General features: G+C 75.2%; 18 protein-coding genes. 14 read left to right on the top strand and 4 right to left on the bottom strand.

From position 1 onward, the window contains the following. Positions 1-14: 14 nt before the first annotated feature. From AB0I16_RS07010 to AB0I16_RS07065, 12 genes are all read left to right on the top strand, one after another. The gene (locus tag AB0I16_RS07010) at positions 15-218 is read left to right on the top strand and encodes an MbtH family protein (protein ID WP_062771482.1); all 204 of its coding nucleotides are present in this window, start codon (positions 15-17) and stop codon (positions 216-218) included. A gap of 4 nt (positions 219-222) precedes the next feature. Further along, positions 223-1215, top strand: coding sequence for an ATP-binding cassette domain-containing protein (locus AB0I16_RS07015; RefSeq protein WP_363248265.1), 993 nt, complete (start codon positions 223-225; stop codon positions 1213-1215). Next, a complete protein-coding gene (locus AB0I16_RS07020; RefSeq protein ID WP_363248266.1) occupies positions 1212-2069 on the top strand; it encodes an ABC transporter permease in 858 nt (285 codons plus the stop codon). Before AB0I16_RS07015 ends, AB0I16_RS07020 begins: the two co-directional genes overlap by 4 nt. A 157-nt stretch (positions 2070-2226) precedes the next feature. Next, positions 2227-2478: an acyl carrier protein gene (locus AB0I16_RS07025; RefSeq protein ID WP_363248267.1), complete on the top strand. Its 252-nt coding sequence runs from the start codon at positions 2227-2229 to the stop codon at positions 2476-2478. Positions 2479-2591: 113 nt separating this feature from the next. Beyond that, positions 2592-3845 carry a beta-ketoacyl-[acyl-carrier-protein] synthase family protein gene (locus AB0I16_RS07030; protein ID WP_363248268.1) on the top strand — a complete coding sequence of 418 codons (1254 nt, stop codon included), beginning with the start codon at positions 2592-2594 and terminating at the stop codon, positions 3843-3845. A gap of 2 nt (positions 3846-3847) precedes the next feature. After that, positions 3848-4999 (top strand): beta-ketoacyl synthase N-terminal-like domain-containing protein, encoded by a 1152-nt coding sequence (locus AB0I16_RS07035; protein ID WP_363248269.1) that lies wholly within the window; start codon positions 3848-3850, stop codon positions 4997-4999. Beyond that, complete coding sequence (gene fabG / locus AB0I16_RS07040; protein ID WP_363248270.1) at positions 4996-5724, top strand: 3-oxoacyl-[acyl-carrier-protein] reductase; 729 nt, start codon at positions 4996-4998, stop codon at positions 5722-5724. Before AB0I16_RS07035 ends, fabG begins: the two co-directional genes overlap by 4 nt. 28 nt (positions 5725-5752) lie before the next feature. Continuing rightward, on the top strand, positions 5753-7468 hold the full coding sequence (locus AB0I16_RS07045; RefSeq protein ID WP_363248271.1) for an NAD(P)/FAD-dependent oxidoreductase: 1716 nt from the start codon (positions 5753-5755) through the stop codon (positions 7466-7468). Between the two features lie 35 nt (positions 7469-7503). After that, positions 7504-8550, top strand: coding sequence for a 2,3-diaminopropionate biosynthesis protein SbnB (gene sbnB / locus AB0I16_RS07050; RefSeq protein ID WP_363248272.1), 1047 nt, complete (start codon positions 7504-7506; stop codon positions 8548-8550). Between the two features lie 115 nt (positions 8551-8665). Beyond that, the gene (locus AB0I16_RS07055) at positions 8666-9430 is read left to right on the top strand and encodes a response regulator transcription factor (protein ID WP_363248273.1); all 765 of its coding nucleotides are present in this window, start codon (positions 8666-8668) and stop codon (positions 9428-9430) included. After that, entirely contained in the window at positions 9420-11426 is a 2007-nt protein-coding gene (locus AB0I16_RS07060) for a HAMP domain-containing sensor histidine kinase (protein ID WP_363248274.1), read from the top strand. Before AB0I16_RS07055 ends, AB0I16_RS07060 begins: the two co-directional genes overlap by 11 nt. A gap of 234 nt (positions 11427-11660) precedes the next feature. Further along, complete coding sequence (locus tag AB0I16_RS07065; protein WP_363248275.1) at positions 11661-15056, top strand: BTAD domain-containing putative transcriptional regulator; 3396 nt, start codon at positions 11661-11663, stop codon at positions 15054-15056. A gap of 238 nt (positions 15057-15294) precedes the next feature. Here the strand turns inward: AB0I16_RS07065 and AB0I16_RS07070 are convergent, their stop codons facing one another. Genes AB0I16_RS07070 through AB0I16_RS07080 form a run of 3 tightly spaced genes read right to left on the bottom strand, consistent with a single transcriptional unit; the run spans position 15295 to position 20009 of the window. Further along, positions 15295-16995: a bifunctional 3'-5' exonuclease/DNA polymerase gene (locus AB0I16_RS07070; protein WP_363248276.1), complete on the bottom strand. Its 1701-nt coding sequence runs from the start codon at positions 16993-16995 to the stop codon at positions 15295-15297. Positions 16996-17031: 36 nt separating this feature from the next. Further along, entirely contained in the window at positions 17032-19179 is a 2148-nt protein-coding gene (locus AB0I16_RS07075) for an ABC transporter permease (protein ID WP_363248365.1), read from the bottom strand. After that, entirely contained in the window at positions 19179-20009 is an 831-nt protein-coding gene (locus AB0I16_RS07080) for an ABC transporter ATP-binding protein (protein ID WP_363248277.1), read from the bottom strand. The genes AB0I16_RS07075 and AB0I16_RS07080 overlap by 1 nt, the downstream gene beginning before the upstream one ends. A gap of 82 nt (positions 20010-20091) precedes the next feature. Between AB0I16_RS07080 and AB0I16_RS07085 the strand changes: the two genes are divergently transcribed. Together AB0I16_RS07085 and AB0I16_RS07090 are read left to right on the top strand one after the other, a co-directional pair. After that, a complete protein-coding gene (locus tag AB0I16_RS07085) occupies positions 20092-21240 on the top strand; it encodes a DUF2786 domain-containing protein (protein ID WP_363248278.1) in 1149 nt (382 codons plus the stop codon). Positions 21241-21308: 68 nt separating this feature from the next. After that, the gene (locus tag AB0I16_RS07090) at positions 21309-24200 is read left to right on the top strand and encodes an FUSC family protein (protein WP_363248279.1); all 2892 of its coding nucleotides are present in this window, start codon (positions 21309-21311) and stop codon (positions 24198-24200) included. Between the two features lie 46 nt (positions 24201-24246). Here the strand turns inward: AB0I16_RS07090 and rpsN are convergent, their stop codons facing one another. Further along, entirely contained in the window at positions 24247-24552 is a 306-nt protein-coding gene (rpsN, locus tag AB0I16_RS07095) for a 30S ribosomal protein S14 (protein WP_363248280.1), read from the bottom strand. Positions 24553-24564: the final 12 nt, after the last annotated feature.

Here is a 24564-nt window from a genome sequence, read left to right on the forward strand (position 1 = left end):
ACGGGAGATCAGTCATGGCCAACCCCTTCGACGCCGAGGACGGCACGTTCCTCGTCCTGGTCAACGACGAGGGCCAGCACTCGCTGTGGCCCTCCTTCGCCGAGGTGCCCGCGGGCTGGACGGTGGCGCTCGACGCGAGCGAGCGGTCGGCGGCCGTCGCGTACGTGGAGGAGAACTGGACCGACATGCGGCCGCTCAGCCTGCAGAAGCAGGGCTGAACCGGTGGCAGCGGACACAGCGATCCTCGCCGAGGGGCTCGGCAAGCGGTACTCGTCCCACACCGCCCTGCACGGCATCGACCTCTCGGTGCCCGCCGGGTCGGTCCTCGGCGTGCTCGGGCCCAACGGGGCCGGCAAGACGACCACCGTCCGCATCCTCGCCACGCTCATCACGCCGACGGCGGGACGCGCCAGCGTCGCCGGGTACGACGTGGTGGGGCAGAGCAAGGAGGTGCGCCGCCGCATCGGCCTCGCCGGGCAGTACGCGGCCGTCGACGAACTGCTCACCGGGCGCGAGAACATGGTCCTGCTCGGCCGGCTGCTGCGGTTCGGGCGGCGCGGCGCCGCCCGGCGGGCCGTGGAGCTCCTGGACCGGTTCGGCCTCACCGAGGCCGCCGACCGCCCCGTCGGCACGTACTCGGGCGGCATGCGCCGCCGGCTCGACCTGGCCACCTGTGTGATCGGCGAGCCCGAGGTCCTCTTCCTCGACGAGCCCACCACCGGGCTCGACCCGACGAGCCGCGCCGTGCTGTGGGACGTCGTGCGCGGCCTGGTCGCCGACGGCGTCACGATCCTGCTCACCACGCAGTACCTGGAGGAGGCGGACGAGCTGGCCGACCGCATCGCCGTCATCGACACCGGCCGCGTCATCGCCGAGGGCACCCCGGACGCCCTCAAGCGCAAGGTCGGCAGCGAGCGCCTGGAGGTGACCGTGGCGAAGCCGGAGATGCTGGCCGACGCCGTCGCCGCGCTCGCGATGGTCGGCGGCGGCCAGGAGCCCGTCGCCGACGAGGCGGCGTTCCGGGTCTCCGTCCAGCTCACCCACGGCCTCGACGACGTGGCCAGGGCCGCCGCCGCGCTGCGCGACAAGGGCGTGTCGACCACCGACTTCGAGCTGCGCAAGCCGTCGCTCGACGACGTCTTCTTCGACCTGACGGGCGGCGCGGAGACCAGGACGGCAGGCGCCGTGAAAGCACACCAGGGGGACAAGGGATGACGACCGCCACGGCCACCACCACGGCCAAGCCCGCCGCACCGCGGGACGGGGGCGGCGCCCTGCTCGGCTACGCCTCGGACACCCTCGCCCTCGCCGGGCGCCACCTCGTGCACCTGCGCCGGTCGCCGGGGCGCCTCGTGCTCGTCACGATGAACCCGCTGGTGATGCTGATCGCCATCGGCTACCTCTTCCGCGAGTCGATGAACATCCCGGGCAACGTGGCCTACGAGGACTTCATCATGGCCGGCATCGCGATCCAGGTCGGCCTGACCAGCGTGGGCCCGACCGCGATCGGTGTCGCCATGGACCTCCGCAACGGCCTGGTGGACCGCTTCCGCTCGCTGCCGATCGCGTCGAGCACCGTACTGATCGGGCGGACCCTCTCCGATCTCTTCGTCGGCGCGGTCAGCCTGACCGCCGTCTCCCTGGTGGGGCTCGGCGTCGGCTGGCGGCCGCACAACGGCTTCCTGCAGACCCTCGCCGGATTCGGTGTCCTGCTCGCGTTCATCTACACCATGCTGTGGCTCGGCATTCTGCTCGGCACCGCCATGAAAAACGTCGAGGCAATTGACGGCTCGGGCGCACTCGTCCTGGTGATCCTGTCGTTCCTGTCCAATGCGTACGTGGGTGTGGGCGGCCTTCCCGGATGGCTCCAGCCGATCGCGGAATGGAATCCGGTCACGTCCGTCATCACCACCACGCGCCGCCTGTGGGGCAACGACCCCGTGGGCGCCACCGGAACCGGCTTCCCGTCCGAGCACCCCGGTCTCGTCACGGCCATCATGCTGACGACGCTGCTGGTCGTCTCGGTCATCGGCAGCCTGCGCGGCTTCCGCAAGGCCGTCGGCAACTGACCGCCGGCCCACAAGCGGAACCGTCAGTCAGGAGTCAGTTGAACGTCACTGGCGCTGGCTAAATTCTTGAGCCAAGAGCCGTGAGTTCTCACACGGGTTCCCACTTCCCGCTCTTTTTCTTCGTATTCCCCACGCCGTCCTTTCCCCGAGGAGAGAAATGACCACCGTCGCGCCCGACCGCCTGGCCCGCATCAAGGAAATCGTCGCGGAGAACATCGACGTGGACGCGGAAGACCTCAGCGACACCGCGCTGTTCATCGACGAGCTCGGCGCGGACTCGCTCAAGCTCATCGACATTCTCGGCGCCATCGAGATGGAGTACTCCATCGTCATCGACATGGACGAGCTTCCCAAGATGGTCAACGTGGAGGCCACGTACCAGGTGGCCGCGGCCGCCGCCGGCTGGTGACGGAGCCCTTCCAACCAGGGCTCCCCCTGACAGGGCCCGAGCACTCCCGCACACCCGAGAACGTCGACACCCCCGCCACCACAGACAGCGAACCGCGTCAAAGGAGTCCGTCCATGTCCACCGCACAGTCGCCAGCGGCCGGGGACCGCCGGAGGGTGGTCCTCACCGGCCTCGGCGCGATCACCAGCATCGGCACCGGCCTGGAGGAGTTCACGGCGGGGCTGCGGGCCGGCCGTTCGGGCGCCGCGCCCATCACCCGCTTCGACACCACCGGCTTCGAGCAGACGTACGCCTGCGAGGTCAAGGACTTCGACGCCGAGCGGTGGATACGCAACATCCCGCTCGACCACGTCGGCCAGGCCGGTCAGTTCGCCGTCGCCGCCGCCCGCATGGCCGTCGAGGACGCCGGGCTCACCGAGGCCGAACTCGGCGGCACCCGGGCCGTCATCAGCATCGGCACCACCGACGGCGAGTCCCACGACCTCGACCGGCTCGTCGCCATGGACGTCGAGGCGGGCGACCCCGAGGTGATGGACCCGGTCCTCGCCGGGCGCGTCAACGCGGGCCGCCTCTCCACCGCCGTCGCCCGCGAACTGCGCATGCCGGACGTCGAGGCCACCACCATCACCACGGCCTGCGCGGCGGGCAACTACTCCATCGGCTACGGCCTGGACACCATCCGCTCCGGCGAGGCCGACCTCGCGATCTGCGGCGGCGCCGACGCCGTGTGCCGCAAGGCGTTCGTCAGCTTCTACCGGCTCGGGGCGCTCACCTCCGAGGACCGCGTACGCCCCTTCGACGTCAACCGCAAGGGCATCCTGACCGGTGAGGGCGCCGGCATGCTCGTCCTGGAGAGCCTGGACTCCGCGCTCGCCCGCGGCGCCCGCATCTACGCCGAAGTGCTCGGCTACGGCCTCTCCTGCGACGCGAGCCACCCGACCGCGCCCGACCGCGAGGGCATCGCGCGCGGCATCGAGCTCGCGCTCGACGACGCCGGGGTGAAGAAGGACGAGGTCGACTTCATCTCCGCGCACGGCACCGGCACCAAGGCGAACGACAAGACGGAGTCGGGGGCCATCGTCGACGTGTACGGCAGCGCGCCGCCGCGGACCGTCGCGCTGAAGTCCATGCTCGGCCACTCCATGGGCGCGGCCAGCGCGCTCGGCGCCATCGCCTGCGCGCTCTCCATCGAGCACGGCTTCATCCCGCCGACCATCAACCACGTGGAGACCGACCCGGAGTGCCCGGTCGACTGCGTCCCCAACGAGGCGGTCGATGCGGACGTCCGCATCGTGCAGAACAACTCCAGTGCCTTCGCGGGCAACAACGCCATCCTGATTCTCGGCAAGTACGGGGAGCGAGTCTGATCATGAGTACCGCAGTGTCCGAAGCGGCTGGGAAGACCGCGGAGTTGGCGGCGGACCAACTCGTCATCACCGGCTGGACGGCCGTCTCCCCGTACGGCGTCGACCGCGCCGCGTTCACGGCGGGGCTGCGCGCCCGCGAGGCCACGGCCGCCCCGGCGGACGGCGTGGCGGGCACGCTGCCGTCGCCCGAGGCCTGCCTCGTGCCGGGCTTCGACATCCGCGAGCTGCTGGGCAAGAAGGGCACGGCCAAGCTCGACCGGCTCTCCGCGCTCGTCATGGTCGCCTCCGACCAGCTCCTGTGCGACGCCGACGGCGAGCGCGCGGTGGAGACCGACGACAGGACCGGAGTCGTCGTCGGCATCTCCATGGGCAGCCTGGAGACCATCACCGACGGCATGCGCCAGTCGCTGACCAACGCCAGGCCCTTCTACGTCGACGCGGGCAAGATCCCCGTGGGGACGCTGAACCACGCGGCGGGCGCCGCCGCGATCCGCCACGGCCTCAAGGGCCCCAACACCACCCTGGGCGGCGGCCGGGTCAGCGGGCTCCTCGCCCTCAACTACGCCCGCAAGCTCATCGGACAGGGCCGCGCCACGAAGTACCTGTGCGGCAGCGCCGAGGAGTTCAGCGCCGCCCACGCCTGGCTCGAACACGTCTCGGTGGAGCAGGGCGAGAAGACGCCGCTGCTCGGGGAGGGCTGCGGCCTGCTCCTGGTCGAGCCCGCGGGCCTCGCGCAGGGTGAGCCCGTCGCGGCCGTCCTCGCCGTGGAGTCGCGCATCGACATCGACGACGACCCGGCCGCCGCCGTCACCGCCTGCGTCGGACAGGCCCTCGACCGCGCGGGGGTGCGCGCCGACGAGGTCTGGGCGGCGTGCCCGTCGGCCGCGCCGGGCAGGGCGGGCCGCGCCGAGAGCGCCGCCGTCGCCTCCCTCGTGCCGGCCGCGGCCCTCGACCGGGTGCCGTCCATGGCGCTGCTCGGCGACACCTCGGCCGCCGCCGCCTCGCTCCAGCTCGCGGCGGTGCTCGCCGTGGCAGAGGGCGACGCGGAGTCGGCGGGGCGCGTCGCGCTCGTCACCGCGGTGGACCGGGACGGCGCGGTCGCCTGCGCCGTGCTGCGGCTCCTCGGCACCACGGGCCAGGGCGGTGCCGCGTGATCGCGCTCGTCAGCGGGGGCTCCCGCGGCATCGGCAAGGCCGTCGTCCAGCGCCTCGCCGAGGACGGCCACGACGTCGCCTTCTGCTACCACTCCCACCAGGACGCCGCCGAGCAGCTGGCCAAGGAGGCCGCCGAGCACGGCACGCGGATCACCGCCACGCGGTGCGACGTCGCCGACGGCGAGGCCGTGCGCTCCTGGTACACCGCCACCGAGCGCGAACTCGGGCCCGTCGACGTGGTGGTCACCTCCGCGGGCATCACCCGCGACCGGCCGCTCGTGCTCATGCGGGACGAGGACTGGCAGGCGGTGCTCCGCACCAACCTCGACGGCGTCTACAACGTCTGCCGCGCCGCCGCGTTCTCCATGAGCAAGCGCCGGTCGGGAGCGATCGTCAACCTGTCGTCGGTGACGGGCATCTCCGGCAACGTCGGCCAGGCCAACTACGCCGCCACCAAGGCCGGGATCATCGGCTTCACCAAGACGCTGGCCAAGGAGCTGGGCCCGCGCGGCGTGCGGGCCAACGCGGTGGCGCCGGGCCTCATCGACACCGACATGGTCGGCGGCATGCAGGAAGCGGCCGTCACGCGGCTCCTGAAGAACGTGCCGCTCGGCCGGTTCGGCCGCCCGGAGGAGGTCGCCGACCTGGTGGCCTTCCTCGCCTCGGAGCGCGCCGCGTACATCACGGGTTCCGTCTTCGAGATCCACGGCGGCATCACCGTCTGAGAGGGACGCGCACCTGATGGGGGATTCAGTGGGTACAAGCCGCACGGCCGGCGCGCCGGCGGGCGGTCCGGCCGGCCGGGGCCACGACTACGACGCCATCGTCGTCGGCAGCGGGATCGGCGGCCTCGTCAGCGGCGGCTATCTCGCCGCCGACGGGCGCCGCGTCCTCGTCCTCGAACAGCACGACATCGCGGGCGGCAACGCGCACGTCTTCCGCAGGCGCCGCAAGTACGAGTTCGACGTCGGCACGCACTACCTGGGCGACTGCGGGCCCGACGGCCTCATCCCCGCGGTCCTCTCCGGCCTCGGCATCCGCGACCGGGTGACGTTCCGGCCGATGGACAACGAGGGCGGCTTCGACCGGATCGTCACGCCCACCACCACGGTGGACGTGCCCGCGGGCTGGGACAACTACCGCGAACGGCTCAAGCAGGCGCTGCCCGACGAGGCGGCGGGCATCGACACGTTCATCGACCTCGCCAAGGGCGTCACGGAGATGAGCAGGGCCGGCCTCCTCGGCGAGCCCATGGTGCACCTGTTCCGCAAGTCACCGCGGACGATGCGCTGGAGCCGCCGCACCCTCGGCCAGGCCCTCGACCACTGCGGCCTCTCCCGCAGGGCCCGCACGGTCCTCGCCGCGCAGTCGGGCAACTACGGCGCCATGCCGGACGAGATCGGCTTCGCCGAGCACGTCAACATCATGGACCACTACCTGCGGGGCGCGTACTACCCCGAGGGCGGCGGCCAGGCCCTCGTCGCCGCCTTCGTGGAGGCCCTGGAGTCGTACGGCGGAGAGCTGCGCACACGCTGCGAGGTGCGGCGCATCCTCATCGAGGACGGCCGGGCCCGCGGCGTGGAGCTGAGCACGGGCGAGCGGATCACGGCGCCGCTCGTCATCTCCAACGCCGACTACCGGCGCACGGTCCTTGACCTGTGCGGCGGCACCGACGCCTTCCCCGAGGAACTGGTCACCCAGACCCGCGAGGCGACGATGCGGGGCGCGGTCGTCGCCGTGTACGTGGCACTCGACACCGAGCTGCCCGGACTGCCCAACGCCAACATCTGGTGGCACGACAGCGACGACATGGAGGGCTCGCACGCGGCGATGCAGCGCGGCGAGTTCGAGAAGATCCCGCAGCTCGCGTTCTCCTTCGCCTCCCTGAAGGACGCGGGGGCCCCCAATGTGTGCCCGCCGGGCCACAGCAACTTCCAGCTCATGACCGGCTGCCCGCCCGGCTACGAGTTCTGGGGCGTGGAGAAGAGCCCCGTGGACGGCGAGCGCTACCGGCGCAACCCCGGCTACCTGGCGCGCAAGCGGCAGATGCAGGAGATGATCCTGGACACCGCGGAGAAGGTCATCGGGCCCTTCCGCGACCGCATCACGCACGTGGAGACGGCGACCCCGCTCACCAACGAGCGCTACATCCGCGCGAGCGGCGGCACCCCGTACGGCATGTGCCGCTGGGGCGCCGTCGGCCAGCGCCCCGACGTGCGCACCGGCGTGGAGGGCCTGTACGTCGTCGGGCAGTCCGTGCGCTACGGCAGCGGCGTCGGCGGCGTCGCCACCGGCGGCGTCGCCTGCGCCTCGCACATCCTCGGCCGCGGCCTGCTGGCGGAGGTGTTCGACGGGACGGTCATCGGCGACGCCGGGCTGCTGCCCGAGCGGGCGGCCGGCTGGGACCCGCTGATGGTGTCGCGCGGCAGGTCGCGGCAGCGGGCCAAGGGCCTCGCGCGCATCGGCTGACGGAACCCTCAAGAACCCCAAGGAGCAGTGTGTCCATGAACAAATCGGTGCCGCCGTTCTCGGTGATCTCCGGCGCACAGGTGCAGCAGGCGCTCGGCGGGCGCGAGAACGAGGTGATCGACGCCGTCGGGGCCGCCTACCGGCTGCACGGGCGGGGCGAGACCGTCAACCCCGACTCGTACTTCCTGCGCTTCCCCGACCGCCCCTCGTCGCGCATCATCGCGCTGCCCGCGTCGGTTAAGGGCGACGTCGGCGTGCACGGCATCAAGTGGATCTCCAGCTTCCCGGAGAACGTCGCGGCCGGCATTCCCCGGGCGTCGGCCGTCCTCATCCTCAACGACGCCGAGACCGGGTACCCCTTCGCGTGCCTGGAGAGCTCCATCATCAGCGCCGCCCGCACCGCGGCGTCGGCGGCGCTCGCCGCGCGCACGTTCAGCGAGCAGCGCGGCACGCGCCCGCGCCGCGTCGGCTTCTTCGGCGTCGGCCTCATCGCCCGCTACCTGCACACCTACCTGGCGCGCGGCGGCTTCGCGTTCGACGAGATCGGCGTGCACGACCTGTCGGCCGAGCACGCCGACGGCTTCAAGGGCTACCTGGAGCGCACGCGGGAGGAGGCCGGCGGCCCCGCTGCCCGGATCACCGTGTACGACAAGGCCGAGGAGCTGATCACCTCCAGCGACCTGGTCGTCTTCGCCACGGTGGCCGGCGAGCCGCACGTCACCGACCCGGCGTGGTTCGCGCACAGCCCGCTGGTGCTGCACGTGTCGCTGCGCGACCTCTCCCCGGAGATCATCCTGGACTCCTGGAACGCGGTCGACGACATCGAGCACTGCATGAAGGCGAACACCTCGCCGCACCTGGCGGAACAGCGGGTGGGCCACCGGGAGTTCGTGGCGGGCACGCTGTTCGACGCCCTGGAGGGCCGGATCTCGGCGCCCGCCGACCGGCCGGTGGTCTTCTCGCCGTTCGGCCTCGGGGTGCTCGACATGGCGGTCGCCAAGTACGTGTACGACCAGGTGGCCGAGGCCGACCAGCTGCACACCGTGCCGGACTTCTTCCACGAGCTGAAGCGGTACGGCTGAGCGGTGCGGCCGGGCGGCCCGCGGACGTCCGGCAGTTGTGAGGATCTTGTCAGGGCGGCGGCCCCGAGCGGCCTCGCCGTCCTGACCGCGGCGGCCCGTGCCTATCCTCGACCCCATGTGCGCTGCTGTCCTGGTCGCGGAGGACGACGAGAAACAGGCCGAGCTGGTCCGCCGCTACCTGGAACGCGAGGGCCACTCGGTCGCCGTCGTCCACGACGGGATCGCCGCCCTCCGCGCGGTGCGGAACCAGCCGCCGGACCTGCTGATCCTCGACGTGATGATGCCGGGCACGGACGGCCTGACCGTCACGCGGACGCTGCGGGACGGCGACGGGCCGCCGGAGCTGACACAGCTGCCGATCCTGATGCTGACCGCGCGCTCCACGGAGGACGACCTCCTCGCGGGCCTCGACCTCGGCGCCGACGACTACCTCACCAAGCCGTACAGCCCCCGCGAGCTGATGGCCCGCGTACGGACGCTGCTGCGCCGCGCGTGCGGCATCCACCCGCAGCCCGAACCCGACCGGCGGGTGCTGCGGGCGGGAGACCTCGTGGTCGACCCGGTGCGGCACGAGGTGACGGTCGAGGGCCGGCCGATCGACTGCACGCCGGGGGAGTTCGACCTCCTCACCGCCCTGGCGGGCGACCCGGACCGCGTCTTCACCCGCCCCCAGCTCCTGGACCGCATCCACGGCTCGTCGGGCTACATATCGGCCCGCACGGTCGACGTGCACGTCCTCAACCTCCGCAAGAAGATCGAACGGGACCCGCGCCACCCGACGCGGCTCCTCACGATCTTCGGGGTGGGCTACAAGCTGACGTCCGCGCCGGCCGGCGGGACGGGCCCCGCCGCCGAGGACCCGGTACGCCGTGGCGCGTGACATCCCCCTGCGGCGCAGTCTGCTCGCCCGGCTGCTCGCCGTCTCCGTGCTCGTGTCCGTGGGGTCCATCGCCGCCACCACCTGGCTCGCCGCGCAGACCACGTCCGGCGCGCTCCGGCAGGAGCAGGGGCAGGTGCTCGCCGACGACGCCCGCGTCTACGACCGGCTCCTCGGCGTCGGGGCCGGCGCGCCCGAGTGGCGCGGGGCCGACGAGGCGGTGCGCGAGCTGTCCCGGCGCACCGGGCGCCGCATCGCCCTCACCACCCAGGACCGCAAGGTCATCGCGGACTCCGCGGCCCCCGCCAAGCACACCCCGCTGCCCCCGAACGCCTCCGCCGTCCTCGACCCGCTCGCCGTGGACACCACGCTGACGCCCGGCCGCTCCGGCGAGGACACCGCAGCCGACCGCATCGACCCGCGTGCCGTCGGCCCCTACCGCCTCACCCGGGCCGAGCGCGCCGGCCTGAAGGCCGCCGCCGACCGCAGCGCGGCCTGCCTGACCGAGATCGGCATGACCCCCGAGGTCGTCACCGCGCCCGGCGGCCGACCCTCCGTCCGCGTCGGCGGCGACCCCACGGCGGTCACCAGGATGCGCTGCGGCGACCCGCTGCTCGACGTGCCCACCGAGACCGAACGCAAGGCCCTCAAGAAGCTCGACGCCGTCGCGGGGGCCTGCATGAAGCGCAGCGGCCTCCAGCACATCCCCGTCGGCCTCGACCTGAGCGGACGGTCGGGCCCGAAGCCGGTCGGGGCGGTGCCCACGTACGCGGCGTACGTACTCCCCGTGGACCCGGTCCCGGGCGACCCGACGGCCTCCGGCGCCCCCGAGACCCCCGGGGCCCCCGAGGTCTCCGAGCCTCCCCGGACCCCTGACCCCACCGAGGGCTCCGGGACGGAACGCGACGGAGCCGAGCCGGCCACCACCCCCGACCCCTTCGCCGCCCGCTCCTTTGACGACGCCGCCCGCGAGGCCTGCGTCGACAGCGCGCGGCGCGAACAGCTCGGCCCCTACGTCTCCCCGCCCGCCCTGCTCTTCATCACCAGCCAGGACGGCTCGCGCGGGGAGCCGGGCTTCAGCCTCTCCAGGGACAACACCGCCCGCCTGGCCGGACTCGCGGCGGCCGTCCTCGCCGTCACGGTCGCCGTCACCGCGTTCGCCGCGACCCGGCTGACCCGGCCGCTGCGCGCGCTGACCACCGCGACGCGGCGCATGAAGGCGGGCGAACCCGGCGACCCCGTCCCCGCCACGGCCACCCGCTCGGCCGGCGAGATCAGCCAACTGGCGGCGGCCTTCAACGACATGGCGGCCCACCGCAAGGCCCTTGAGGAGCAGCGCAAGGCCATGGTGAGCGACGTCGCGCACGAGCTGCGCACCCCGCTCTCCAACATCAGGGGCTGGCTGGAGGCCGCCGAGGACGGCGTCGTCGAGACCGACCCGGAGCTGGTCACCTCGCTCCTCGAAGAGGCCCTGCTGCTCCAGCACATCGTCGACGACCTCCAGGACCTCGCCGCGGCCGACGCGGGCACGCTCCGGCTGCACAAGGAGCCCGTGCGGGCCGCCGACATCGCCGAGCAGGTCGCGGCGGCGCACCAGGCCCGCGCGGACGCGGCGGGGGTGAAGCTCAGGGCCACCGCGTTCGGCGACCCCTGGCTGACGGCCGACCCGCTGCGGTTGCGGCAGGCGGTCGGCAACCTCGTCTCCAACGCGGTCCGCCACACCCCCGAGGGCGGCAGCGTCCGCGTCACCTGCCGCGGCACGGCCGACGCCGTCCTGATCGAGGTCGCCGACACCGGCACCGGCATCGAGGCCGCGGACCTGCCGCACGTCTTCGACCGCTTCTGGCGCGCCGACAAGTCCCGTACCCGCGCGACGGGCGGCAGCGGCCTCGGCCTGTCGATCGTGCGGAAACTGGTGGAGGCGCACGACGGCACGGTGACGGCGGAGAGCGTGCCGGGCAAGGGCTCGCAGTTCACGGTGCGGCTGCCGGCGGGGTAGGCCCCGCCCGGCGGTGCGTGCGGGCAGGACAAGAGCCCCGGTCGTTCACCTCCGCCGACCGGGGCTCTCTCTGCCCCCGGACCCGACCGCGGCGGCGACACTCCCCCGAGCCACGCGCTGTGCGCGTGCCGGCGGGTCAGGTCCGATGCAGCGATCAGATCAGGCCGCGCCAACAGATCGCTAACATGTGGCCAACGGTCGGCCGACAAGCGAGGGTCGGCCCCGGGAGACGGCGTGGACGAGCGGCGGAGGCTGCGCGATGACCAGCGGTCGGGGCTGCGGTCCGGACCGCGGGCAGGGCTGCGTTTCGGCCTGCTCGGGGCGCCCGCCGTGTTCGACGCGGCGGGGGAGCCGCATCCGGTGCGCGGCGCCAAGGGGCGCGCGCTCCTCGCCGCGCTCCTCCTGGAACCGGACAGGACCGTCTCCCTCGGCGCCCTTGAGGACGCGCTGTGGGACGACTCCCCGCCCGCCTCCGCGCGGGCCTCGCTCCAGAACCACGTGACGCGGCTGCGGCGGCTCCTCGACGACCCGGACCGGCTGCGCGCGGTGCCGCCGGGGTACCGGCTGCGGGTCGGCGAGGGCGAGCTGGACGTACGCGTCTTCGAACGCCGGGTGACGCGGGCGCGGGCGGCGCACGCGGAGCGGGACTGGGCGCGGGCGGCGGCCGACGCCGCGGAGGCGCTCGCGCTCTGGCGCGGCAGACCGCTGAGCGGCCTCACCGGGCCGCTCGCCGACCACCCCCTCGTACCGCGCCTTGAGGAGGCACGGCTCCTCGCCCTGGAGTGGCGGTACGACGCCGCGCTGCACCTGGGCACGGGCCTGGCGGCGCTGGCCCCCGAACTCACGTCCCTGGTGGCCGAACACCCCCTCCGCGAGGCCTTCCACCGCCAGCTGATGCTGGCCCTGTACCGCACGGGCCGCCAGGCCGAGGCCCTCGCGGTCCACCGCGAGCTGCGCGGCCGGCTGGTGGAGGAGCTGGGGGTGGAACCGGGCGCGGCGGTACGGGCCGCCCACAGAGAAATCCTGCACGCCCCCCACCCCACACCCGAAGCCGGGGGCGGCGCCCTCGAAGCCGCAGGTCACGCCCTTCCAGCCGCGGGCCACGCCCTCGAAGCCGGGGGTCACGCCTCCGCGGTGGCGCGCGGTGGTTGCCGGGTGGTGGGTGCCGACCGCGGGGCGGCGGGTGGCGGCTGCGAAGCAGTGCGAGACGGCCGTGAGGCCACGGGGCACGCCCCCGGAGCCGAGGGGCACGCCCCCGAAGCCGGGTGCTCGCCCGCGACGGGCCCCGTCCCCGGAGCCACGGGCCCCGTCCCCGGAGCCACGGGCCCCGTCCCCGGAGCCGCGGGCCGTGTCTCCGAAGCCGAGCGTGGGGGCCCCGAGGTGCGTCCGCCCGTGGCGAGCGGCGGGGCGGGGGTCGGGGCGCCGCGACTCGCCGCTTCTCCCGCCCAACTGCCGCCCGCGCCGCTCCACTTCACCGGCAGGGAGGCCACCCTGCGGTCGCTCCAGGAGGTTCTGGGCGCGGGGCGGCGGGTGGCCGTCGTCACCGGGATGGCCGGGGTCGGCAAGAGTGCCCTCGCCGTGCACGTGGCGCACCGGCTGCGGGAGGAGTTCCCCGACGGGCAGCTCTACATCAACCTGCACGGTGCGACACCGGGCATGGCCCCCCTCACCCCCGGCCAGGCGCTCGCTTCGCTCCTGCGGGACCTCGGGGCCGAGCCGCGCCCCGTCCCGGAGGGCGGTGCCGACCCGGCGGCGGCCTCGGCGCTGCTGCGCTCGCTGCTCGCGCCCACCCGTACGCTGCTCGTCCTCGACGACGCCGCGACCGCCGCGCAGGTGCGCCCCCTCCTGCCCGCGGGGCCCGGCTGCGCGGTCGTCGTCACCAGCCGTTCCCCGCTGACCACCCTGGACGGCGCCGCGCTCTTCCCGCTGGAACCCCTCTCGGCGGGGGACAGCGCCGCGCTCCTGCGGGCCGTGTCCGGGCGCGAGGGACTGGACGCCGGGCACCCCCTGGTCGAACTGGCGGGCCGCCTCCCGCTGGCCCTGCGCATCGTCGCCGCCCGGCTCGCCGCCCGGCGGGCCCTCAGCCCGGACGCCCTCGCCGAACTGCTGACGGTCAGCGGCGGCCGGCTGCACCACCTGGAGTACGACGACCTGAGCGTCCGCCGCTCCCTGGCCGTCGCCCTCGACGCCCTGCGCACCTCGGAACGCCGGGCCGACCGCGACGCCGCCCGCGCGCTGGCCCGCATCGGCGCGCTGGACCTCCCCGCGTACGGGGTGCCGCTCCTCGCCCGGCTCCTCGGTACCGACGAGCTGCGGGCGGGCGCGGCCCTCGACCGCCTGGTCGACGTGGCGCTCCTCGAAGAGACGGCCTACGGCCGCTATGCCCCGCACGACCTCGTACGCGACTTCGCCAGGGAGACGGCGGCCGGTGACGCCGCCGCCGAAACCGAGGGCGCCGAAGCCGGGAGCGCCGGGGACGCCGGGGACGCGGGGAACGCCGTACGCGAGGCCCTCCTCTGGTACACGGAGTCCGCCCGCCGCACCCTCCTGGCGATCATGCCGGACGGCCTGGACAGGGCGGACCGCCTGCGCGGCGTCGACGCCTGCCTGGCCCGCCACGGACGTACGGCCGACGCGCTCGCCGCCGCCCCGCCCCTCACCCTGGAGTCCGCGTTCACCTGGGGCGACACGGAACTCCCGAACATCGTCGCCCTGGCCGAGCGGACAGAGCCCGACGCCACTCCGGGCGGGGCCCTCCTCCCCGTCCTCGTCCGCTGCCTCTTCCCGTACCTCCAACGCCGTGGCCGCATCACCGAGCTGGCCGTCCTCGGGCGTACCGCCCTGGACGCCGCGCGCCGCGAGGGCGACCGCGCGGCCGAGGCGCAGGCGCTCACCGACCTCGCCGGGATGCACTTCATGTCCGGCCGCGGCGGCGAGGCGCTCGCGCTCAACGACCGGGCGCTAAGCCTCTGGCGCGGCCTCGGGACCGTCTCCTGCGTACGCCGCTGCCTCAACAACCGCGGTCTCCTCCTCGAAAAGCTGGGCCGTCACGCCGAGTCCGGCGAGGCCCTGCGGCAGAGCCTCGCCCTCGCCAAGGAACTCGCCGACCCGCTCAGCGAGGCGATCACCCTCAGCCACCTCGGCAACCTCTACGAGCACACCGACGCCCGCGCCGCCATCACCCAGCACGAGCGCAGCCTCGCGATCGGCGAGCGCATCGGGCACGCGGTCGTCCGCCAGTCCGCCCACTGCAACATCGGCTACGCCCACCTCACCCTCGGCGAACCGGCCGCCGCGCTCACGCACTTCGAGGAGAGCCTGCGCGTCCACGGCGAGTACGGGGACTGGCACGGCGAGTCCCAGTCACGCCTCGGCCTGGTCAGGGCCCTGCGCGAACTGGCACGTGCCGAGGACGCCCGGCGGGAGTGCGCGGCGCTCCTCGACCGCGCCGAGCACCGCGGCGACGCCCACATGACCGGCCTCGCCCGCCACCAGCGGGGCCTGCTCCTCAGGGCCGAGGGCCGCGACGACGCGGCGTACGAGCAGTGGACGGCGGCGCTGCGCGCCCTGGACGGCACGGACAGCGCCGTGGTCGACGAGCTGAGGGCCCTGCTCTCCCGCCCCGTCTAGGGCGTGTGGCGAAAGTCCCGCCTGTCCGGCGACGCCTGGCACGCACACGCGCGGCGTTGTCGGGATCACCCCGATACCACCGGTATCGGGGCGACCCTCCGCCGTGCGATCGCACCCACCGGGCGCCGCCGGACCCGCCCTCCGGGCGGACGATGCCACTGTCGCAACACGCCCTGGCCGCGAGGCCCCCGGCTCACCCCGCCCGCCCGGCGCACCCTCCGGTGACTTCGCGTCCGCGTCACTTCGCGTCCGCGTAGCACTCCACCACCGCCGTGGTGAACGGGAAGCGGACCGGTGTCTCGCCGAAGGCGATGCGGCCCGCCAGGTCGCCCGCCTCCCGCACGGCCGCCGTGACCGCCGCCGCCTCATCGGCCGGGCAGTGCACGATGACCTCGTCGTGCTGGAAGAAGACCAGCTCGGCCCGCATCCCGCGCTCCGACATCGCCCGCCGCAGCGCGGCCAGCATCAGCAGGGCCCAGTCCGCCGCACTGCCCTGCACGACGAAGTTCCGCGTGAACCGGCCGCGCGCGCGGGCGTCGGTCGAGGCATACCCCGGAGTGAACTCCCCGTCGGGGGAAGCCGAACCGTCGGGCTCCCCCTGGGGGATGCCCGCCTCGTCGTCCTCCCCGGCCCCCGCCGCCGGAGGGCTCGTCCGGCCGAGCCAGGTCCGTACGAGCCGCCCCTCCTCGCCCGCCTTCGCGGCGTCGTCGACGTACGCGACGGCCGCCGGGAAGCGGCGGCGCAGCGCGGCGAGGTTCTTGAGGCCGTCCCCCGACGTCTGCCCGTACACCGCGCCGAGCAGCGCGATCTTCGCGTGGTCGCGGTCGCCGGAGAAGGCGCGGTCGGAGAGCCGGGTGTAGAGGTCGTCCTCGCTGCCCGCCACCTCCATCAGGCCCCGGTCGCGGGAGATCGCGGCGAGGACCCTCGGCTCCATCTGGTCGGCGTCGGCGACCACGAGCCGCCAGCCGGGGTCGGCGACGACGGCCCTGCGGATCACCTTGGGGATCTGCAGCGCGCCGCCGCCGTTGGTGGTCCAGCGGCCGCTGACGGAGCCGCCCGGCGTGAACCCGGGCCGGAAGCGGCCGTCGTGCACCCAGGCCGTGAGCCAGCTCCAGCCGTGGGCCGTCCAGATGCGGTACAGCTTCTTGTACTCGATGAGGGGCCTCACCGCCGGGTGGTCGACCTTCTCCAGCTCCCAGCGCCGCGTCGACCTCACCTTCACCCCGGCCCGCGCGAACGCCTTCACCACGTCGGCGGCGAGGTCGGGGCGGACACGGCGGCCGAAGGCGGCGGACACCTCGTCGGCCAGCTCGGCGAGGCGGCGGGGCTCGCCACCGCCCGCGTACCGCTCGCCGAGCAGTTCGTGCAGCACCTCGCGGTGGACGTCGGCGCGCCAGGGCAGCCCCGAGGCGTTCATCTCGGCGGCCACGAGCATGCCGGCCGACTCGGAGGCGGTGAGCAGGCGCATGCGCCCCGGCCGGTCGGTGGTGTCGTGTCTTCGCTGCTGGTCCGCGTACACCTCGACGAGGTCGGCGAGGGACACGTCGGTGCCGCCGGGGCGTGGCTCGAAGAGGGAGTCCTGCGTGCCGGGCTCGGCGGCGCGCGGCGGGGGATCGGGCGGTACGGGGGCGTCGCGCAGCCGGGCGAGGGCCGCCGCGGCGGACCGGGGCTCGCCGAGCCGCCCCGCGTGGCCGAGGAGCAGCAGCTCGGCGGCCTCCACGTCATAGCACCGCTCGACGCGGACCCCGGCCGCGAGCAGCCGCGGATACAGCGCGGGCGTGGACCGCCACACCCACCGCTCGACATCGGGCCGCCGCCGCACGGCTTCGACGAGGTCGCTCTCGCGCCGCACCTCTCCCGCGGGCAGCCCGTCGGCGCCCAGCGGGACCAGCTCGGCCCCACCCCCCTCACCAGCGACGATCCCCCATCGACCCCTCATGCTCCCGAGTCTCGCACCCGGCACTGACAACGCGGCCTACGCGCGGCGCCGCGCCACCGCGGCCCCCACGGCCACCACCGCACAGCCCCCCACGCAGACCCCCATCTCGGCCCACGGCACCGCCACCCCCGCCGGCACCGAGAGGCTCGCGAGTCCCGCCGCGAGGCCCGCGAGCCCGACGGCCGTCACCGCGAGGCCGAGCAGGGCGCCCGCGGTGACGGCCACCAGGGCCTCACCGGCGAGGACGAGCCGGACCTGCCGCCGCGTGGCTCCGGCGAGGCGCAGGGAGCGCAGCTCGGGACCCCGCACGGAACCGGCCATCAGCAGCGTGCTCGCCAGGGAGATCGCCGTGTAGAGGAGGGAGATGCCCAGGAGCATCAGCAGGCCGAGCCGCGTCCGGGCCTTGGTGCGGGGGTGGTTCTCCGCGAGCCACCGCTCCGCCGTGCGCACCTCGCCGCCCGCGCGGGCGAGGGCCGCCGCGGCGCGTGGGGCGTCCGCGCCGGCCGCCAGGCGCACGTCGATCCGGTCCACCGCGGCCGAGGGCGCGTTCGCCGAGGTCACGTACGCCCCGTTGTCGCCGGTGCCGCGCGCGAGGACCGCCGCGACGCGGAGCCTGGCGCGCCGCCCGTCGCCGAGCCAGACGTCGACGTGCTCGCCGACCCGGCGCTTCTCCCACTCCTCGTTGACGACGATCGACCGGTCGTCGAGGTCGCGTACGTCGCCCGCGACGACCGGCAGCCGTGACGTCGCCGCGAGCGCCGCGGGGTCGCGTACCGCGCGCGCGTCGGACCGGATGAGCGCCGACCCCTCCTCGCGTACGAACACGGCGGTGGCGGCGGACGGCGAGACGGCCGCCGCGCCGGGCACGTCACGGCGGCCGGGCGGCCGCAGGCCGTCCCCGGTGGCGACGAGGTCGAAGGCCGCCTTCTCCCGCGCCTCTGCGGCCTTCGCCCCGCTCACGGTCTGCGCCGAGCCGAGCAGGCTGCCCGCGAGGGCGACGGTCACCAGGACGGGCGCGGCGACGGCGGCGGTGCGGCGCACGGACGCGGCGGAGTTCTCGCGGACGAGGGGCCCGACGGCGCCCGGCAGCCGGAAGGCGCGGACGACGGGGCGTACGAGGAGCGGCGCGAACGCGGCGGCCGCGGTGATCAGGAGCATCGGCTGGGTCGTGTACGTCTTGCGCTTGAGCAGCGAGGACGGGTCGGTGGCGAGCGTGTGGAGGAGCAGCCCGAGCCCGCAGGCGAGCAGTGCGGCCCCGACGGTCCGCCGGCTCCACGGCATGACGCCGCTGTCCACGGAGGCGTCGCGCATCGCCTCGGCCGCGGAGACGCGCCCGGCGCGGCGCGAGGCGGCCCAGGCTCCCGTGAGGGCCACGAGGAGGCCGGTCCAGAAGGCGAGCTGGAAGGGCCAGGTGAGCCAGGCGCCCGACATGAGGGCGGCCGACGCGTCGGTGACCGCGAACCAGGGCGGCGCCACGTCGGCGCCGACCAGCGCGTCGGCGAGCAGCGGCCCGCCCCACGCCCCGAGCGCGCACCCGGCGGCGGACGCGGCGACGCCCACCGCGAGCGCCTCCCCGACGAGCTGCCGGCGCACCTGCCCGGGTGTGGCGCCCGCCATCCGCAGCAGCCCGAACTCGCGCCGCCGCAGCGCCACGACGAACGCGAACGTCGACGCCGTGACGAACACCGACACGAAGGCGGCCACCCCGCCCGCCGTGCCGAGGAAGGCGTTGACGGCGACCAGCGCCTCGGCGTCGCGCGCCGCGCCGGGGTCGGCGAGGCGCCGGTCGGCGCCGGTCAGGACGCGGGCCCGCCCGTCGACGACCGCCCGGACGTCACGCGCCGGGGCGTCGAGGCCGACGGCGTCCCGCTCGCGCCCGTCGAACCGCAGCGGCCCGAGTCGCCGCAGCTCGCGCAGGAGCCCGCTGTCCACAGGGTGTGGATGAGCGAGCGGCTTGGAGACGTGGGCGGTGTCGGGTCCGCGCCGGACCGGCACCGTCAGCGTGTCCCGCCCCATGACGACGACGTCCGACCCCGCGAACCGCGCGGGTTCGCGTACGGGGGCCCGGAGGCTCGCGTCGAGCCCGAGCCCCATGGAGGCGACGAGCCCCACGCCGAGCCCGACGGCGACGAAGGCCCCGAGCAGACTGGTCCAGCGGGCGCGGAGGGAGGCGAGGAAGATCATCACGCGCTCACCCCGGCGTCGGCGGCGGTCCGGGTGGCGCCGGACGCGGTGGGGACCGCGCCCCCGCGGGACGCCCCGCCCTCCAGCTCCGCCATCCGCTCGGCCACCGCCCCCGCCCCCGGCGCGTGCAGTTCGCTCGCCACCAGGCCGTCCACCAGGAACACCACGCGGTCCGCGTACGAGGCGGCCACCGGGTCGTGCGTGACCATCACCGTCGTCTGCCCCTCCCCGTCCACCAGGCCCCGCAGCAGGGCGAGGACCTGCCGGCTCGTGCCCGTGTCCAGCGCCCCGGTCGGCTCGTCGCCGAAGAGGACCGCGGGGCGGCTGACCAGGGCGCGGGCGAGGGCCACCCGCTGCTGCTGGCCGCCCGACAGCTCGCCCGGGCGGTGCCGGGCGCGGTCGGCGAGACCCACCCGGGCGAGCGCGTCGCGGACCTCCGTACGCGAGGGGCGGCGGCCCGCGAGACGCAGCGGCAGCGCGACGTTCTGGGCGGCGGTCAGGGAGGGGAGGAGGTTGAAGGCCTGGAAGACGAAGCCGATGTGGTCCCTGCGCAGCAGCGTGAGCCGTCGCTCGCTCAGCCCCGTCAGCCCGGTCCCGCCCACCTCGACGGAGCCGGACGTCGGCCGGTCGAGCCCGGCGGCGCACTGCAGGAGCGTGGACTTCCCGGACCCCGAGGGGCCCATGACCGCGACGAAGGTCCCGGCGCGCACGGTGAGGTCGACACCCGCGAGGGCGGCCACCTCCTGGCGTGCGGCGTCGCGGTAGAGGCGGCGGACGGCGGTGAGCCGCACGGCGGTCGGGGAGGCGGCCGGGGCGGGTATCTCGTTCATGCCCAGAGCCAACCGCGGCCGGGGTCCCCGCACACGACCACTGGTAGGCGTACCGGGGTAGGGCCGGCCCTACCCTTGACCCATGGATTCGGTGATCGACAAGGCGTTCGCGGCGGCGCTCTACGGCGACGGCGACGACGGCCTCGACACCGGAGCCTCCCTCCTCGCGGCGGCCCCCGAAGCCGACGCCGAGCTGTGCCGCAGGGGCGAGGAGTACCTGTCGCGCGCCTGGCGGCACGGCTGGCAGCCCGCGGACGTCGTCCGCCTCGTACGCCGCGACCTCGACGAGCCGCACGTGGGCCTGGCCGCCGCGCTGATCCACGCCGAGACCCGGCGCTACGCCCACCTGCCGCCCCGCTGGGCCGCCCAGCTCGCCGGCCTCGCGCCCGCCGGACCCGCCCCGTCCCGCGACCGCTTCTCCCGCGCCACCACCCACCTGGAGCTCTACCGGCTGCTCCTGCGGCTGCCGCCGGTCGAACCGGTCGGCCCGCCGCCGGGCGAGACCGTGCCCGCACCGGCCGACGGCGAGCCGCGCACGCTGACCCGGGTCCGCGCCCTGCTCGCCAAGGCCGAGGCGACCGGCTACCCCGAGGAGGCGGAGGCGCTCACCGCGAAGGCGCAGGAGCTGATGGCGCGCCACTCCCTCGACGAGGCCCTGCTCGCCGCCCGCACCCACGCGAAGGACACCCCGGGAGCCTGCCGGATCGGCGTGGACGCCCCGTACGAGACGGCCAAGGCGATCCTCCTCGACGCCGTCGCCTCGGCCAACCACTGCCGCGCGGTGTGGAACGAGGCGTACGGCTTCTCGACCGTCGTCGGCTTCGAGTCGGACCTGGAGGCGGTGGAGCTCCTGCACACCTCCCTGCTGGTCCAGGGCACGGCGGCGATGACCGGGGCGGAGGCGGCGCAGCGCGCGGGAGGCCGCAGGCGCACCAGGGCCTTCCGGCAGACCTTCCTCCTCGCCTTCGCCCACCGCATGGGAGACCGCCTGGCCGAGGCGGGCGGCCACGCGGTCACCGAGGCGGCGGCGACCTCCGCGGAGAGCGGCAACCCACTGCTCCCGGCGCTCGCCGCCCGGGACGTGGCCGTCACGGACCACGCCGAGCGCATGTTCCCCGAGACGACCGCGACCCGGGTGCGGGGCGCGACGGACGCCGAGGGCTGGACCCATGGCACGGCGGCGGCCGACCGGGCACGCGTACGGGGCAGGGAACGGCCGCGGCTCCGCTGACGCCCCGGGGGCGGTCCACCCGGCGGCCCTCCGCACGTTATGCCCGGTATGCGCCGTATGATCACAGAGTGACCTGGCTGAGCGCGCTGAAGGAGACAGCCCGCACGGGCCTGACGGTGGAGCGCAAGCGCCTGGAACCCCTCGTGGCCGCGCGAGGTGCCGCGGGGCTGGCCCTGGTCATCGGCCTGAGCCTCACCCTCTTCGGCCCGGCGGTGGCGGCGAGTTCCGCCTTCGGCGCGTTCCAGGCGGCCATCGCCACGTTCCAGCGGAGCTGGCGGCCCCGCCCCGAACTCGCCCTGGCCTCCGGCACCAGCCTCGCGGTCTCGACGTTCCTCGGCTACCTCACCGGCTCCCACCTGCTCCTCTTCCTTGCCCTGCTCTGCCTCTGGACCTTCCTGGCGGGCCTGAGCTGGGCCGCGGGCCCGACGGTCGGCATCATCGCCTCGTCGAACGTGGCGATCATGCTGGTGACGGTCACCCTGCCGACCTCGGTGGCGGAGGCCGCGGGCCACGCGGCGATGATGATCGTCGGCGGCTGCGTGCAGGCGGCGCTGGTGGTCCTCTTCCCCGTACGCAGATGGGGCGCCCACCGCGACGCCCTCGCCGACGCCCTGGCGGCCGAGGCGGACTACGCCCGCAGGCTCCGCCACGACCCCGTGGCCCCCTTCGACCCCGAGCCCCTGATGGCGGCCCGCGACGCGGCGAGGATCACCCCGCGCCAGGCCCGCACCCGCCCGGCGGAGCTGCGCGGCTCGCGCGGCGTGGCCGAACGCATCCGCCCCGTCCTCGCCAGCCTGGCGGACCCGGCGGTGGGCGTCCCCGAGGAGGGCAGGGAGCGCGACCGCGTCCGGGAGATCCTCGCGGCGGCCGGCACGGTCCTCGACGCGGCGGCCCGCGCGATCCGCCACGGCGAACCCGTCCGCGTCGCGCCCGCGGCCCTGGCCGCCCTGAGGACCCCGGACACCGGCGCGATCCTGAAAGGACCGGCCCACCGCGCGGCGGCCCGCCTCTCGGCCCTGCTGAAGGACGTACTGGAAACAGCGGGCGGCACACAGCCCCCACCCACACCGGCGAAAGCGCCGCCGGGTTCCGGAGCGCCGCGTGGCGTGACGCCGGGCTCTGGTGCGCCCCGTGGCGAGGGGACGCCGCCGGGTTCCGAGGTCCCCCGTGACGAGTCGGCGTCAGGCTCGGGGGCGCCGCGTGGTGAGGCGCCGCCGGGCTTTGGGGTGTCCCGTGGTGAGGGGGCGTCGGGCTCTGGGGTGTCCCGAGGTGAGGGGGCGTCGGGCTTTGGGGTGTCCCGTGGTGAGGGGGCACCGGGTTCCGGGGTGCCGTGCGGTGAGGCGCCGCCGGCCTCCGAGGCGTCCCGTGGCGAGGGGACGCCGCCGGGTTCCGAGGTGCCCCGTGACGAGTCGGCGTCAGGCTCGGGGGCGCCGCGTGGTGAGGCGCCGCCGGCCTCCGAGGCGGCCTCGGAGGCCAGGCCAGCCTCCGAGGCGTCCCCGGAGGGCAGGCCGGCGGCCGAAGCGTCCCCGGAGGCCAGGCCGGCGGCCGATGCACCCCCGGCCAGGCCGGCGGCTGAAGCGTCTCCGGAGGCCAGGCCGGCGGCTGAAGTGTCTGCGGAAGCTCGGCCGGCGGCCGAGGGGCCCGCTGACGCCCAGCCGGTGGCCGATGCGCCCCCGGAGGCCCGGCCTGCGGCAGATGCGCCCCCGGAGGCCCGGCCTGCGGCAGATGCGCCCCCGGAGGCCAGGCCTGCGGCCGAGACGCCCCCCGAGGCCCGGCCCGCGGGGGTGCCCGTTCCTCTGTTGCGTCCCACCTTCCCCGCCCTGGTCCCCTCGGGCCTGCGTGCCATGCGGGCCGCCCTGCGCCACGAGTCCCCGATCGCGCGGCACGCCATCCGCGTCACGGCGGTGGCGGCCGCCGGCTACCTCCTGGGCACCTGGCTTCCCTTCGGCCACGGCTACTGGGCACCCATGGCCGCGGTGATGGTGCTGCGCCCCGACTTCTCCCAGACGTACTCGCGCGCGGTGGCCCGCTTCGGCGGCACCCTGGTCGGCGTGGCGCTCGCCACGGGGCTGGTCCAGCTCGCCCACCCCGGCACGGCCCTGTCGGCCGCGGTGGCGGTCGTCTGCGCCGGGCTGATGTACCTGCTGATGCGGACGGGCCAGGTGGCGGCGCAGGCCTGCGTGTCCGCGTACGTCGTGTTCCTGCTCGGCATGGGCGGCCAGCAGTGGACGCAGACGGTCCCCGAGCGGGTGATCCTGACCCTGCTCGGCGGCGTCCTCGCGATGATCGCGTACGCGGTGTACCCCGCCTGGGAGACCCCGCGGCTGCGCACCCGCCTCGCGGACTGGCTGGTGGCGGACGGGCGCTACGCGGCGGCGGTCGTCGACCACTACGCGGACCCCGCGGGCAGCGCGAGCCCCGACGTCCGCGAGGCGCTGCTCGCCGCGAGGGACGCGCGCGTCGCCTGGCACGAGGCGTCGGACCGGGCGAAGAACGAGCCGGTGCGCCACCGCGGCCTGTCGCGCGCCACGGCGGCGGACGCGGAGGAGTGCCTGGGCCAACTGGGCCGCGTGGCCATGCTGATGGAGGCCCACCTGCCGGACCGCGACGCGACCCCCGTACCGGCGGCCGCCCGCCTGGCCGACGCGCTGCGCAAGGCGACGGAGCAGGGCGCGAAGGCGGTGCGCGAACGCCGCGTACCCGAGTGGGACGCGGTCCGCACGGCCCTGGCGGAGTGGGACGGCGAGGGAGTCCCCGACCGCGTGGTCCGCAGGGGCGCGGGCCTGCTCCTCGACGCCCTGGACGACCTCTCCGACGCCCTGGACACGGCACCGCCCCCGATGCTGGTGGACGGCACGTCGGCCCGCACGGAGGCGGACGGCGCGTCGGCCCGCACGGACGCGCCCGGCCGGCCGGAGGACCGGAAGGGCCCCCCGGCGGACGGGCCCGCCGGTCCCTGACATCACGCCGGACGCCGGGCACCGCCCGGCGAAATCGCGCGCCAAGCTACCAGGAGGACTTCCGCACCCCGGGCAGGAATCCGGCGTGCGCCTGCTCGCGCAGCGAGATCCTGGACAGGCCGAAGGCCCCCACGTAGCCGCGCGGACGCCCGTCGACGCTGTCCCGGTTCCGCACCCGCGTGGCGCTCGCGTCGCGCGGCTGGCGCGCCAGCTCCCGCCGTGCGGCCTCCCGTTCGGCGTCCGGCGTGCCGGTCCTGCGGATGGTCTCCTTCAGCTCGGCCCGCCGCGCGGCGTACCGCGCCACGATCTCGCGGCGCCGCTCGTTCTTCGCGATCTTGCTCTTCTTGGCCATCGTTCCCTTCCC

The organism is Streptomyces sp. NPDC050703 (assembly GCF_040654435.1).
Classification (GTDB): domain Bacteria; phylum Actinomycetota; class Actinomycetes; order Streptomycetales; family Streptomycetaceae; genus Streptomyces.